Source organism: Candidatus Nitrosocosmicus sp. FF01 (assembly GCF_047711275.1).
Taxonomy (GTDB): domain Archaea; phylum Thermoproteota; class Nitrososphaeria; order Nitrososphaerales; family Nitrososphaeraceae; genus Nitrosocosmicus.
This window is the reverse complement of the sequence record NZ_JBLNIG010000001.1, coordinates 188,489-202,091: the sequence shown is the minus strand read 5'-3', so window position 1 is coordinate 202,091 and position 13,603 is coordinate 188,489. Positions and strand designations below refer to the sequence as shown.

The 13,603-nt window shown below is 34.2% G+C and carries 17 protein-coding genes; 8 read left to right on the top strand and 9 right to left on the bottom strand.

The genetic code is table 11. The features are described 5' to 3' along the window. Positions 1-23 precede the first annotated feature (23 nt). A complete protein-coding gene (locus tag ACMT7R_RS01065; protein ID WP_415309589.1) occupies positions 24-1,181 on the top strand; it encodes a hypothetical protein in 1,158 nt (385 codons plus the stop codon). Positions 1,182-1,519: 338 nt separating this feature from the next. Here the strand turns inward: ACMT7R_RS01065 and ACMT7R_RS01060 are convergent, their stop codons facing one another. The 3 genes from ACMT7R_RS01060 to ACMT7R_RS01050 all read right to left on the bottom strand — a co-directional run bounded on the left by ACMT7R_RS01060 (position 1,520) and on the right by ACMT7R_RS01050 (position 2,970). Further along, positions 1,520-1,834, bottom strand: coding sequence for a Rieske (2Fe-2S) protein (locus tag ACMT7R_RS01060; RefSeq protein ID WP_415309588.1), 315 nt, complete (start codon positions 1,832-1,834; stop codon positions 1,520-1,522). Positions 1,835-2,133: 299 nt separating this feature from the next. Continuing rightward, a complete protein-coding gene (locus tag ACMT7R_RS01055) occupies positions 2,134-2,325 on the bottom strand; it encodes a hypothetical protein (protein WP_415309587.1) in 192 nt (63 codons plus the stop codon). Positions 2,326-2,619: 294 nt separating this feature from the next. Continuing rightward, complete coding sequence (locus ACMT7R_RS01050) at positions 2,620-2,970, bottom strand: hypothetical protein (protein WP_415309586.1); 351 nt, start codon at positions 2,968-2,970, stop codon at positions 2,620-2,622. A 530-nt stretch (positions 2,971-3,500) separates the two neighbouring features. Between ACMT7R_RS01050 and ACMT7R_RS01045 the strand changes: the two genes are divergently transcribed. Further along, on the top strand, positions 3,501-3,878 hold the full coding sequence (locus ACMT7R_RS01045) for a hypothetical protein (RefSeq protein ID WP_415309585.1): 378 nt from the start codon (positions 3,501-3,503) through the stop codon (positions 3,876-3,878). Between the two features lie 118 nt (positions 3,879-3,996). Here the strand turns inward: ACMT7R_RS01045 and ACMT7R_RS01040 are convergent, their stop codons facing one another. Continuing rightward, positions 3,997-4,233 (bottom strand): hypothetical protein, encoded by a 237-nt coding sequence (locus ACMT7R_RS01040; protein WP_415309584.1) that lies wholly within the window; start codon positions 4,231-4,233, stop codon positions 3,997-3,999. Between the two features lie 386 nt (positions 4,234-4,619). Here ACMT7R_RS01040 and ACMT7R_RS01035 point away from each other — a divergent pair, with 386 nt between their 5' ends. After that, positions 4,620-5,168, top strand: a complete 549-nt coding sequence (locus tag ACMT7R_RS01035) for a hypothetical protein (RefSeq protein WP_415309583.1) — start codon at positions 4,620-4,622, stop codon at positions 5,166-5,168. A 154-nt stretch (positions 5,169-5,322) separates the two neighbouring features. Here the strand turns inward: ACMT7R_RS01035 and ACMT7R_RS01030 are convergent, their stop codons facing one another. Both ACMT7R_RS01030 and ACMT7R_RS01025 read right to left on the bottom strand, forming a co-directional pair. Continuing rightward, entirely contained in the window at positions 5,323-6,147 is an 825-nt protein-coding gene (locus ACMT7R_RS01030; protein WP_415309582.1) for an alpha/beta fold hydrolase, read from the bottom strand. Between the two features lie 147 nt (positions 6,148-6,294). Beyond that, positions 6,295-6,711: a hypothetical protein gene (locus ACMT7R_RS01025; protein WP_415309581.1), complete on the bottom strand. Its 417-nt coding sequence runs from the start codon at positions 6,709-6,711 to the stop codon at positions 6,295-6,297. 272 nt (positions 6,712-6,983) lie between these two features. On the opposite strand from ACMT7R_RS01025, the gene ACMT7R_RS01020 reads away from it, so the two are divergent. From ACMT7R_RS01020 to ACMT7R_RS01010, 3 genes are all read left to right on the top strand, one after another. Then, positions 6,984-7,964: an SPFH domain-containing protein gene (locus ACMT7R_RS01020; RefSeq protein ID WP_415309580.1), complete on the top strand. Its 981-nt coding sequence runs from the start codon at positions 6,984-6,986 to the stop codon at positions 7,962-7,964. 375 nt (positions 7,965-8,339) lie between these two features. Beyond that, positions 8,340-8,783, top strand: a complete 444-nt coding sequence (locus tag ACMT7R_RS01015; protein WP_415309579.1) for a hypothetical protein — start codon at positions 8,340-8,342, stop codon at positions 8,781-8,783. A gap of 103 nt (positions 8,784-8,886) precedes the next feature. After that, positions 8,887-9,426 carry a VOC family protein gene (locus ACMT7R_RS01010; protein ID WP_415309578.1) on the top strand — a complete coding sequence of 180 codons (540 nt, stop codon included), beginning with the start codon at positions 8,887-8,889 and terminating at the stop codon, positions 9,424-9,426. 194 nt (positions 9,427-9,620) lie between these two features. Here the strand turns inward: ACMT7R_RS01010 and ACMT7R_RS01005 are convergent, their stop codons facing one another. Beyond that, entirely contained in the window at positions 9,621-10,187 is a 567-nt protein-coding gene (locus ACMT7R_RS01005) for a hypothetical protein (protein WP_415309577.1), read from the bottom strand. Between the two features lie 241 nt (positions 10,188-10,428). Between ACMT7R_RS01005 and ACMT7R_RS01000 the strand changes: the two genes are divergently transcribed. After that, a complete protein-coding gene (locus ACMT7R_RS01000; RefSeq protein ID WP_415309576.1) occupies positions 10,429-11,127 on the top strand; it encodes an HAD family hydrolase in 699 nt (232 codons plus the stop codon). 940 nt (positions 11,128-12,067) lie between these two features. Here ACMT7R_RS01000 and ACMT7R_RS00995 read toward each other — a convergent pair. Beyond that, a complete protein-coding gene (locus ACMT7R_RS00995) occupies positions 12,068-12,136 on the bottom strand; it encodes an excalibur calcium-binding domain-containing protein (protein WP_415310532.1) in 69 nt (22 codons plus the stop codon). A gap of 335 nt (positions 12,137-12,471) precedes the next feature. Further along, the gene (locus ACMT7R_RS00990) at positions 12,472-12,711 is read right to left on the bottom strand and encodes a thermonuclease family protein (protein ID WP_415309575.1); all 240 of its coding nucleotides are present in this window, start codon (positions 12,709-12,711) and stop codon (positions 12,472-12,474) included. 248 nt (positions 12,712-12,959) lie between these two features. Between ACMT7R_RS00990 and ACMT7R_RS00985 the strand changes: the two genes are divergently transcribed. Beyond that, the gene (locus tag ACMT7R_RS00985; RefSeq protein WP_415310530.1) at positions 12,960-13,556 is read left to right on the top strand and encodes a patatin-like phospholipase family protein; all 597 of its coding nucleotides are present in this window, start codon (positions 12,960-12,962) and stop codon (positions 13,554-13,556) included. The last annotated feature ends 47 nt before the right edge of the window (positions 13,557-13,603 follow it).

The window sequence follows — 13,603 nt, the reverse complement described above, 5'->3', positions numbered from 1 at the left end:
GTAATTCTAGCTTCAAAGTTTCCATGGCTTCATCTCCATCGTTTGAACTTCAAGAACTCATAAATGAAAATCGTCAATGGGTACAGACTTATGGAAATAGCACCGAGGGTCTAAAAACAAGCTACACTGATATCCTATCCACTAATTATATTAGTGATGGAAAAACTTTGAACACCACCGTTTGGTTGTATTCGGGCTTTAGTAATTCCTCATCTGCTTATGATGAGATCTATAATGCTTCTGATGCATACAGTAATCTATCTTCTGCAAAGTTAAGCTATGGTATACTGATTGATTCAGATGCGAATACCAGAACAGGATATAATGGGGCAAACTATGATTTTTATGCAGAGTTATATGAAGGCAAACTAAATGTCTATCTTTACCAATTGTCCTCTACTGGAGGCTATAAGTTGGTAGGCTCTAAATCAAACCTTACCTTCTCACATGCTGAATCCCCCGTCGGCCCTGGTTACGTAAATTTAAATTTAGATTTGAGTTCGATAGGCTACCCTAGTGAATATAATTTACTATTTTATTCCGCAGAATCAATTGGGTCTAATGAAGTCAGACAGTTTACAAACTGGGTAACCATTCCTCCACCTAGCTTAGAAATATCCACCTCTCCAAGCGATATATCAGTAAGGCAAGGAGAAGAGCAGATGATCCCGGCTAGAATCAAGTCGACTTCTGGTTTTTCTAATGATGTCATTAATATCACATTGGGAGTTACCAATAATTTTAATGATAATTTCAACGATTACATAATTGGTTCATCATTTAACTCTAGTGAATTTGATGTGCATATACAAAGAAATCAACCACCATTGATAAAAATAGGTGTCCCTAATCAAACCCCTCTCGGTATCTATACAATACCCCTGATTGTGACAATAAGAGAGCCATCGATGGCCACAGCCACAAAACCAACATTTACTGCACCACTAGGCGGAACCGTAGATCCAAAATTTGCACTGTCTGTAAAGTATCCAACTGTTGGTTATTTAACGAAACCAATTAATTTGACAGTAACAGTTATCCCACCAAAAGGAATAGGAGATCAATTTAAAGACTTTTGGGCAACATATGGACAGTTCATTGGCATTTTTGCAGGAGCGTTTGTGGGCGCATTTGCTAAACAAATGTTTGATAAAGCAAAGCAAAGAGAGGAAAAGGAATGAATAAAATCATGTTGTTATATGTTGCAAAGGATTTGACTGTCCATACTACCTCTCGTATATATTGTTGCAATACTAATCAAATATTTGGCCAATAACCATAGACCGCAAAGAGTATGAAGCATAAAATCGGGAAAATAATTGACCATTTCCTCTCGTCAAGAAATATTTAACAGATGTGTGAATTAATTTGTAAAACCAAAGATTACGCGATTTCAAGCATTCTTTCATCCAATCACGGATCCATTGATCAATTTAATCTCCAGTGGAAACTCAACATTGAAGTTCTACTGACTTTACGAATTTATTTCTAGATAAACCGTGATATCCATTTACTGAGATTAATCAAACAGGACCAAAACATCATTGTCCTCAACTTTAATCTTGTAAGTAGACAGTGGCATTTCTGCTGGGGGGTTCTGAGGTATGCCATCGCTTAATTTAAACGCCGACAAGTGCAAAGGACATGTAAGAGTTTTTTCATCTTCATTCATGATTCCACCAGATAGATCAGCATATGCATGAGTACATATTCTATCGGTTGCGTAAATACTATCACCTGCTTTGACAACCATTATTTCTTTACCATCGTGATCAAATGAGACTATATTGTTGTTATCCAATGATTCCAATCCACATACTTTTATCCATGTCATACTAGCAATTATATGTCAAAAACTTGTATTTTGCTTTTTTGAGTACTAGTATTAATTATCTACAAATTAATTATTTAGAGCAAATACGATAAGCCTAAAATATCTAAGTAGGATGCAAGTTTCATTTTATTTATTGGTTTTACATTTGGTTAGAAATTTTAGGTCCATATTAGGGATATGCAACTGCCAGGTATTTGGATTGCATTTCATATAAATAACTTCATAGATGGACATCAAATAATCCATAATTGACTCTAAACCGTAAAATGGTAGATAGCGATTTGCCATCAACTAACCATCTACAAGCACAGACAGCCTGCAGAAATGCTTTTTCCTAAACTTATAGTGCTGTACCACATAGATATCTTAATGGTCACCTTATTAACAGATAGTTTTACCAACAGATTGTTACCATCATCATATCCGACACACGCCCTCCTATGATAGGAAACGATTAATTGAAGGACTGCCTGAAAAATTTCTCCAACCATATGCTTGTACAAAATTGTATTTGGTCTACAAACACCTAAATACTAAATTTTTTTGCTAACATTTTTGTCTATGAGTAGAATAGAAATGAGAATCTATCAAATTATGGTGTAGATCTGAGGCTATCATTACCAGTAAGATAGATCTCCTAAATCGTTACAGATTGCCTAGTCTCTTTTATGGGGAAACTATTATTCCTGATATTATCATTTATGAGAGCATATTGCCTAGATATTATTTATGGCACCAGAGATAGATTAATTTGTAAAACGATCCAAAATAAAAGGGAAAGATGACTAGTCTACCTTGTCTTTTGCTTTTCCTGCGACATCCTTCGTTGTGTCAACCACTTTGTCTTTGACATCACCTAATTTGTCTGTGATAGTATCTAACACTGAATCTCCATCATCTTCCCTTCTCTGTTCAAAAGTTTTAAGTTCAGAATCATTGGTATTCAATATCAATTGTGCGCCATCATAAGCCTCGACTTTAGATTTAGGTACTAGATAGATATTGTCACTCGCACCATCCTTCTCTATTATGATAGAATCGCCTCTTTCCCCAATTATATTCCCTACAACTTGTCTGTCGGATAGAATTACACCCTTTTTTGATACAATTAGTTCTGAAAAATCTATATTATTCATATTTACTTTGGTTCAAATAACTATAAAAGGACTATATAATGATGCGGTAGCCGGGCTATTTAAATATAATTTTGATTCGTTCAGTTAAGAACCTTGGTGCTTTCTAGTTTATTTTATGATGTCAGGAAGAGCAATTGTGACAGGCCCGTCTGTTCTTAAATAAAGATTATATCTAGGTACGCTATTGGCTAATTTACACATGTTGAATGTTTGTCTAACGATGGGATAATAAAAGATAAACAAACTCAAATATTGATATGAAACACTTTAACTAACCTAATATTCAAGTCATATGTGTTACCATATTTATAACTGAAAGCTAATTGATCTTGATTATTGAGAATTCAATGTCAAAATTGGGTATCTTAAATCAAGATCATTATAGGAATAAATTCAGACCATTAAAACAAAATAATGTATACCTATTTGATAAACTTGATACTAACTACCATAGTTAGATAGGGTCGTGTGTGTAATATTAACAATTACTATGTATAAGGTTTAAAAACTACTATATTTATTAAAATTTAATGGATAAAACAATTTTATTCACCATACTTGCAGCATTCACACTCTTGGTGGGAACAACAGGAACCAGCGCTTTTGCTCAAAATGTTACACAGGGTGTTAATGAGACAGGAGAAGGGGCTCAAGTTGCAATGAATGAAACTGGCGAGGCAGCTGGCAATGCTACTGAAGGATTAGGAGTGGCAATGAATGAAACTGGCGAGGCAGCTGGCAATGCTACTGAAGGATTAGGAGTGGCAATGAATGAAACTGGCGAGGCAGCTGGCAATGCTACTGAAGGATTAGGAGTGGCAATGAATGAAACTGGCGAAGCTCTCTCAAATATCAGCGAAAGTGTAACTGAAGGGTTACAAGATATTATGAACGGCTCAAGTAAATAATCCGGTCGTAACTGAGGTAACATTATCTTTTTTATTACTAGTGAAATACAAACGACCTAATCCCTTAATAGCTAGCGTAAGTTCTAATTTTAACTAAGGAAGTTGTAATATAGAAATATCAAAAACTGTCGCTATTTGGTGCACCGTTATAAGACTTGCAATTTGGACACTGCAGTACTACGTCTTTATAATTATAAACCATTATATTTTCTGCTAACACAAATCCACAACTTCCACAAAGGTGTGACTCTAATTCCACTCCTTTTATCAAAACATCTTTGTCGTCTATTGCAAAAATTGTTTTTGTCTCTGCATTAGGAGGGGGGATGACATGCAGTTTAACTATTTTGGTCATGTGACATTGATTTGCATTATCGTATTTAAATCGTCCTCATCATTGTTTATTGTAAAAATAGACTTACAATCTTTTTTCACAGACAATATACCACTTATTTCTACAATAGCAAATGGAAAATCAAAATAGTAATCCAAACTCATGCGAGCATGCAATAAACATATTGATTGAGGATTATAAAATCCGATTTTTATAATAGTTATAATTGAACTAGAGACTAACGGGTTCACTCCTCAATGAATTCATAAATTGAATAGGTTTATGGAGGAAATTTATCACCTTTTAGGTTCTCATGGATATATGTGGAAGGGATAACATTTCTTTATCATAGTAAAATGTAAGAATATTACTAGATAAATATCTAGTTGATAAAGTTTGTATAGACTATGCATGGACCAGAATGGCTTTCAAATCCCTTTTTTTCAATAGTTTTGTTAAGCACAGGGATTTTATTTTTATGGATGACCCTAAAAACGGAAAAAGAACACCGTAGACACCAACACCATACGGCTCATAGCGGAATAGAAATAAAATTCATGGGAAAAATGATTGTTGATACAAGCAGAGGTTGGTTGTTTTTCACGCTATTTATTGGAGGCGTGGCATTAGGAGCACATTTTCTGTCAGAATATACATTTCACCTATATGATACAACCTCAATTGATAGCATTACTCACGGATTGTCTGCTATGGGCATAACGGCAATTGTTCTAAATTTTTTCTTGACAAGAAAAAAAAGATACTATTTTCCGATCAGTATAGGGGCCGCATGGATAGGATTTATCCTGTGGGAAGTTTATGAATGGATTAGTTTGAGTATGCATGGTCCAACTGGTTTTATTCAGACTGACCCTTTAGACATGTTTGTTGACTTGTGGGTTGATACGTTGGGAAGTCTTGCAATTTGTTTTCTTTATAGGGAACTTACAGATTAAGTAGTCTTTAATCTGCTGGATATCTAAACATAGTAACAATACTGGTTATCTAGTGCCGTTTTAATTGTCAATTCTTGGGGCAAAGAATTGCAATCCATAAGAGCTTCTCAAATATTGTCTTTGGTATCGTCAGCTTAATGGAATAACTTTGTAGCTAGTTCTGGTTAGGAACATTAATTTCACTCAAGAATTCCTCTATCGCCTTATTTAATTCAACTGGATTATGAAGCACAAGCCAATGACCTTCCCCGTAAATGACTCTAAATTCAAAATTTGGAATTTCTTTTTTCATAGTTTTTTTGAGATTCAAAAATACATCATCTTCACTTCCTACAATTCCAAACAATTTACAGTCAGAATTTCTCAAAAATTTATTTATGTTTTGGGGCATGGTACGCAAGGCTTTCCTAGAAGCTATGAATCCATCCACAGAGGTTTTTGTAAATATTTCCTTGAAGTGATTCCAGTGTCTGTCATCTTGTAACGCTTTTTCTTTGCTATATTTTTTTTGACGTTCGTAATATGCCACTGCAGCCATTCCCTTTGTAGATGCTAGTCTTATTGCGGTAGAATCTTCAAGATCATCTTCCTTAATGGGTATGGAAGAACCACTTATGAACATTATTGCATCCACCATTGATATGTTGTGTTTAGCAAAAACGGCTGCTATTTTTCCGCCTATCGAGTGACCTATCAAAGTACATCTAGATATTTGAAGTTGATTTAGTAAAATATACAAATCATTAGCCAGGTCTTCCATAGTAAAATCGAGGTTGTCTCCTATAGTGGATCTATTATGGCCTCTCAATTCGTAGGCTATTATTCTATATTTCTGAGATTTTAAAATTAAAGATATTTCTTCCTGCCAAATCTCTATGTTTCCACCCAGTGGATGAATTAAGATTATGGGGTATGATTTTTCAGCTCCATAAATTTCATAATATATTTTCAGATGACCCCTCAAATAGATATACGGCATTTCTTATATGTCTAATTTAGTAACAATTGATAATTATTTTGGGATGTGTGAAGCGCTGTTGCACCTACATAGAAAAATTCAGAAAGATATTGATGACTTGCAAAAAAAATTGATTGACAAATTAGTTGATTTTTAATCAACTAACTATTACTGAACGGCTGTGGTATTTGTAGCGTTAATTGCGGTATTAGTTGAATTTGCACTGGAGGCGTTTGCACTGGTGGCATTTGAACTGGTAGCGTTATCGTCGGAAGCATAATCTAATTCACCAGGAGGAGCAGATGAACCACTTATGTTAGCTACCTGTTCGCTTACATCCTCTGGAGTTGTCGCATTTACAAACTCCGTAACGTTTGCTGCAACTTCTTCTGCTGAATCATTAGTACCAGTTAAAGGATTAACGTTTACGTCTGCATTTTCGCTATTTGCATCATTATCATTATTATTGTCGTTGTCATCATCCCCATTGCCCTGTGCATAAACACTTCCGCTGACTGAAAAAATACCGGAAGCTAACACAAAGGCTAATAGAATAGCTAAATTCATGTTAATGATTTTCTTCATTAATATTAATTAATGCAAAAAAGGTTATAACCTTCCAATGAATATTCAACGTTCGCTATCTCAAATAAAAAGTAAAATATGGTTCAATGGGTTGTAAGAAGATATGAAATAAGAAACAAAGCGATATTTCGCCAATTACTATAGAAATAAACTGGTCAGTTGTTAAATTATACTAAATTTAGGAGATATTATGACTATCTAAGTAAATTTTAAAAGTAAACAGGGATCCTTTTGTTCTGAAAGTTTTTTTATGTCTTTACAGTTATTTAAATATGTCTACTTCAAAAAATGTTGATAAGTTTTTTCCATCAAAAACATCAACTAGAAAGGGAACGGGCTTTCAAATTATAATAGGGGCAATAATTCTCATAATTTCGATCATTCTTTACTCGGTGGTATTTACAGAAATAATTTTTTATATATTACTTTTCATTGGCACGGTTTTAATACTATCCTCATTTTTTATTATTATTAATCAGTACGAACGAGCTATTATTTTGAGAGTAGGGGTATACAGAGGTCAAGTCGATCCTGGAATTCGCACTAGGTTACCCTTAATAGACAACATTTTAGTAATCGACATAAGAGAGAAAGTTCGAGAATTTAATGCAGAAAAGATGCTCACAAAAGACAATGTGCCAGTCACAATAGATGCTATACTGAGATACAAGATAATTGAGGAGAAATCTAACGACGCGTTGTTAAACGTTGAGAATTTTAATGAAATGATAAAACAAGTTTCGCAAACTACACTACGAAATAATATAGGATCTTCAAATTTTCAAGAAATACTTTCAAGAAGAGAGGAGATAAACCAAAACATCAAATCCATAATATCAAAGGAAGCAGAAAATTGGGGAGTAATGGTAACCGGTGTTGAAATTAGACAGGTAATAATACCCCAAGAATTAGAGGCTGCTATGTCTATGCAAGCTCAGGCAGAACGTGAGAAGCAAGCTAGGGTAACTTATGGCGATTCAGAAATACTCGTGGCCCAAAAGTTTCTAGATGCCTCCAAGATCTATTCCAATAACCCTGTTGCGTATGCTCTCAGACAGTCCAATATGCTCTATGAAACAATGAAGATTCATGGAAATACAATAATAATGGTACCCTCTGAAACTCTTAATTCTATGGGTTTTGGAAATTTGGGAACTACTATAGCATACCTTAATAGTTTAGAAAGTGGGATAAAGAACAGCTACAGCAACAAGAAAGATAAAGATAATTTAGATTCAACTGTATCGAAATAATAATTACTAAAAAGAACCTGAATTCAATCCCGGTTATTTTCACAGATCATCTTCTCTTTTTAGAGGTAATGATTCTGGATTTATTAATGATCTTGATGCAATGATTTTGGGATTGTCTATGTGCAACACACAAATTGCTCAAAAGCGCTTAATACACCCCGAACCACAATGAAGATTATTCATAGATTATGTCTTCCAATCTGCCCAAAACTTTTTTTGCAGATTCATTTAGAACATTATTTAGGATTTGAAATCAATTTATCAATCACTAAATAAATGATATTTTTTCTTGATAATTTGTAAATACATATTGATCAATTTCAATCACGATATAAGGATATAAAGTTTACTGCCATACTAATAGTGTGAGATTAAATGAAAAGTGAGAAAGAATCATCGTTAGTTTTTGGAATGATATTAATTTTTGGTATAATGCTAGTAGTGTCAATTTCTGCGTCGGATAGTGCGTACGGACAGACAAACTCAACATTAAACCAAGGCCAGACAAACTCAACATTAAACCAAGGCCAGACAAACTCAACATTAAACCAAGGCCAGACAAACTCAACATTAAACCAAGGCCAGACAAACTCAACATTAAACCAGACTAGTATATCTACTAGTGCACCGACCACAACAACATCGGCGCAGAAAGAAGCTTCCGAATCAATCAAAGGTGCCATTACGGAAACCGGAGAATTTGTTGGTAACGTTACACAAAAAATTATTACATCAAAATCGGCTGGAACAATCCTTAATGAAACTTCTGAAGTTTTAGGTGATGCTTATATCGAAGTTAAAAAGTACTTTAGTCCCTAACTAACCATAACTTCTCAGATCTTCTTGGTCTTTTTATAGATAATACGATGCTATACTTTTGATCCCCTGTGGATTTTTATATCATACATATAGTACATTTACAATGAGCGAAGCAACAATTGTAGAAACAGCTGGAAATAAAATAGAGAATAACCAAAAAATAGTTCCGTGTTTATGGTTTGACAACCAAGCTGAAGATGCAGTAAAATTCTACGTTTCTATTTTTAAGAATTCAAGCATTGATGGGGTTGTTAGATATGGGAATGAAGGTTTTGAAATCCACCACATGAAAGAAGGAACAGTAATGACAATGGATTTCAAAATTGAAGGACAGAGATTCATTGCCCTTAATGGCGGGCCGGTATTCAAATTTAACGAAGCCATTTCATTCCAAGTCTACTGCGAAACTCAACAAAAGGTAGATTATTACTGGGAAAAATTATCAGAGGGAGGTGATCCAAATGCTCAGCAATGTGGTTGGCTAAAGGACAAATATGGAGTATCGTGGCAAGTTATACCCACGATATTAATTAAAATGCTAAAAGACCAAGACAGTAACAAATCACAAAAAGTTATGAAGACAATGCTCCAGATGAAAAAGATAGACATACAATCTTTATCCCATGCCTATGAACAGGCCTAAATACATAATATTGTTTTGCTGAAGAGAAGTCCTTTAAGGATGTAATGAAAGTATTCAATCTAGAAGTTTGCCTTCAATGTAACCATTTATCTAAAATATCACCATAGTCACCACAGTATCGTTTAAGCTTTGATCGTAAAATTCTTTTTCAAAACATCACATATTGGAAAACGATATAGGCCCGGAGCTATCGACTAGAGCAGATCTATGGAGTCTATTAACCTCTTTTCTAACTCTTGTATCTCAGGCGAATCAAATTCTGTATATAATGCTGTGAATTTGATAATGATATGTAAGTTATTGTAAGGGACGTAGACCATTTCATTAGTTGTCACAACACCAGTATGTGCATGCTCACCACTTGCAAAAATAAATGATTCAGTACTTTGGTCATCAACTCTCCATTTAGTCAAATTAATATTTTCGACTATGAAATCATCATATCCCATTACTTTTTCTTGGATTTGAGTTACAATAGTTGTATTGTTGTCATTTGAAAAGTTCATGTCCAAATCGTTACAATCAACAGAGACTAAAAGATAAGGTTCATTTGAATATAATTTAAAGTCTGCTTTATATTCAAAGTCATTTGTGGTGCTTCCAGTTTCAAAGTTATTTGGATATTTCATATTCATATCGCATTCATCAAGTCTAAGGGTATTCCAATCGTTAGAATACTCATATGCAATCAAGGCCGGCGGGTATTCATAGCCTGATAGGATTACAAGTACAGCTATTGTGCCAAAAACAAACTTCATCATCTTTACCACAAGAATGTCTAACTATCTTACCATTCTAAGTCTATTTATCATTCTCATAATGGACAGGGGAATAACATTTTGGAGTAAGAAGAGCATACATAATTGAAATAAACCTACTCGCAGATGAAATTGGTTTTTAAAGCTGATAAAGTTGTTAAATTGAAATTGATTTTAGTAATTGAAGTCTTTAATTAGTCGATAACAAAATTAAGATAATCGAATCTTTACTCTCTTAAAACGGATGAGAGGAATATTCTTTGATATGGATGGAGTACTGCTTGATTCAATGCCACATCATGCAGAAGCAATGTATCAAGCACTTAAATTAGAAATTGATTACGATTTGGACAAAAAGTGGATTTATTTACTCGAGGGTATGCCCGCCGAGCAGTTTTTGTACGAGATCTTTAAGAGAAATCCACCAAAGTCAACAGTAGATAAAAACATGATCATAAAAATAGTAAACTTAAAGAAAAAAATCTTCAATAAGATTGAAAATATAACTCTGATCGATGGAGCAAAAGAGCTGTTAGAAGAGTTGAACAAGACCAACTGCGTTAAAGCCATAGTTAGTGGATCTTCAAGAAAAGAAGCATATCACATGATTGAGGAAAAGATAGGAATGTTGAATTTTGATATCGTAATTACAGGAGATGATGTAACAAAGGGTAAACCAGATCCACAGCCGTTTATATCAGCGTTAGAGAAAACCAATCTGACAAAAGAAGATGTATTAATTGTTGAAAATTCACCATTCGGGGTAATGTCGGCCTATCATGCAAATATGAATTACATCATTACCTTAAACAGTACGCCCTTGACAACATTGGATTTTTTTAATTTTCTGCCATTGCCAATCAAGCACGAATTCAATAAATATGTTTTTAGAGACATCAGGTCGGCCAAAGATTTTATTTTAGATTGGATTTACAAATTGTAATTACAGAACTTACCTTTAATCATATTTTGAAATCAAGATATGAATTTCATAAATAATTATTTTGGGCCCAGCTAATTAAATACTAATTTAAATATCAGTATGAATTAGTATGATAAGCCTTTAGATTCAAATATGCGGAACTCCAACGGAATTGAATATTGTGATCGTCAATTTAATTATTCAAAGATTATGGTCGGTGAAAAGAAGCAGGGCATTCACCATGATCATAGTAATCACGGTAATGAGATCGTGCGGTACCTCCTAAATTGATGATAATTTAGCGGCGAATTGCACTGGCATGTATGATCAGTAAAAGGTATTTCTAATATATTCTGAATTTTAGTAAAGGTATCCCAGGATATTGTCGACCTTGTCTTATAAAATTAATCAGAACAGGACATTTAGATGTAATAGTAACACATAAGCACTTGGCAATACCAGGTGGTCTTGATTACATAGTTCTTTCACAAGAGATTAATCTTGGCGATCATAGATACTCGGATTCCTATGAATGCGCAGAGCACATATTTCAATCCAAGGATAGAACTACTTATGAGTAACTTATTAAGTTTTCCATTACTGTCCCAAAAACTGCTAACACCATAGAGGGCGCGATTTGTTTCATATACTTTATTTTATCCCAAAAATGGTTCCAAAGTATTAGGAAACTTCGTATTTACCTCTATTAATTTTCCTTATAAGGGAAGTAGTGACATATTTCGCTAAGCATGAAAGAAGATCTGCAGTGAAACAATTTCTGGTCTGACATTTATCGGATACAAATAATCTTTTAGTGATTTTCCAAAAGTTAGCAGATTGTTGGTTGTACTTGTTTGAATCTATTACCCGTACAAATCGATCTTTGCGTACTTATATATTTTCTTTCTACTGTATAACCATCAGTACTTTACTCCCTAAATCTCCCATTGTTTTTTATTTACTACCCTTCGCAGCCTATCCCATCCCCATCAGCATCAAGGTTATGCGGATCATTGTTTTCAACTGGAATATTTTTTCGTCAAAGTCTTTACAATCTAAATCATCGTCACCTTTAGCATTGTCATTTTGATCATTGTCGATCTCACTAGATCTCTCTTCTTCAGAGTCTTTGTCATCATCATTCTCTCGATTAGTTTCACTATTAGAACAACCATGTTCTTGTGCCCAGCTGGTATTTGCAAATTCAGATATATCACAGAAATCCTTGTACAACTCGGCAAAACCTTCATCAAGTATATCTTCAGTTACATTTACACCATCACAGTAGACTACTGCCACAGTTCTACCATATGTAAGTCCTTGATTATTATCTGGATCTACCTGGGCATCCTTATCCAAACACTGCTAAGCTAAAAAATCTCGCCCTTCATCATATCCTGACTCTTTGGTCTCTGGTGCATCTATCAATGCAAGTCTTATTGTTATTTTTTCTCCATCTGATGTCATAATATCAAGGGTTTCTCCATCAGTAACTTTTGATACTAACCCACTAAAGTTTGATGAGGATATGGTAACAGAATCGGGATTCAACAAAGAGGTTGCTCCAACTTGATTTGAAATTGTAACTGTTCCAAAAAAATACAAGAGAAGTGAATATTTTGGTATACATTATAAGGTTATTCAACATTATTAGTCATTGATATTTTCAATATATAAGTATACAAAAATTAAATAGGCATGTTATTATGATATTGTCAATAAATGCAATGCCTTATCAAAGCCTTTATAACGAGTCTTGATAAATTAGATAGTGTATAAACGGAAAATGAGGATGATGGTAAATGGTTAATGGAACGGGTCCTTACTAAACCGGCAATAAACAAAGAGCATTAATTTTTCAAGGCGGAGGCGCATTTGGGGCCTATGAAGCAGGGATTTTTAAGGCTCTGCATGATGATTTTTTCAAATTTAATGATCCCAATAACTATACTATGTTTGATATAGTTGCAGGGACTTCCGCAGGAGCGATTAACGCTGTGTTGTTAGTAAATTATGTTATTCAGAGAGGAACATGGAAGGGCTCAGCAGACATCCTTTTAGAATTTTGGAAATCGGTATCTACTTCAACATGGTATTTTGAAAATCCTTTCGTAGATTATGGACAGGATATCGCAAACACTTTTAGAGATCAATCAAACAGTTTATGGAATAAAATTTTTGGGTCAAATGAGGATATATATGGTAATTGGAGAGAGAAATGGCCATATTTACCATTTTATTTCTATTGGCCTGACAAATATGGTCCACTGGCAACTGCGGAGGCAACAAGAAGATATCGATCATGGCTCCAATTTTCGTTAGGTCCGCTAGGAACTCCAAATGTTCTCTCCCCTGCCATTCTTCAGCCCGATTTTAGGTTTCTTAATCCTTTCAGCTTCATGCTAAGGTATGATAATTCTCCAATAATCCAGGCAATTCTAAAATACTAGAACAAGAACAGTGATGGCAAAGAAAACCCTATAAAAACTACCATAGG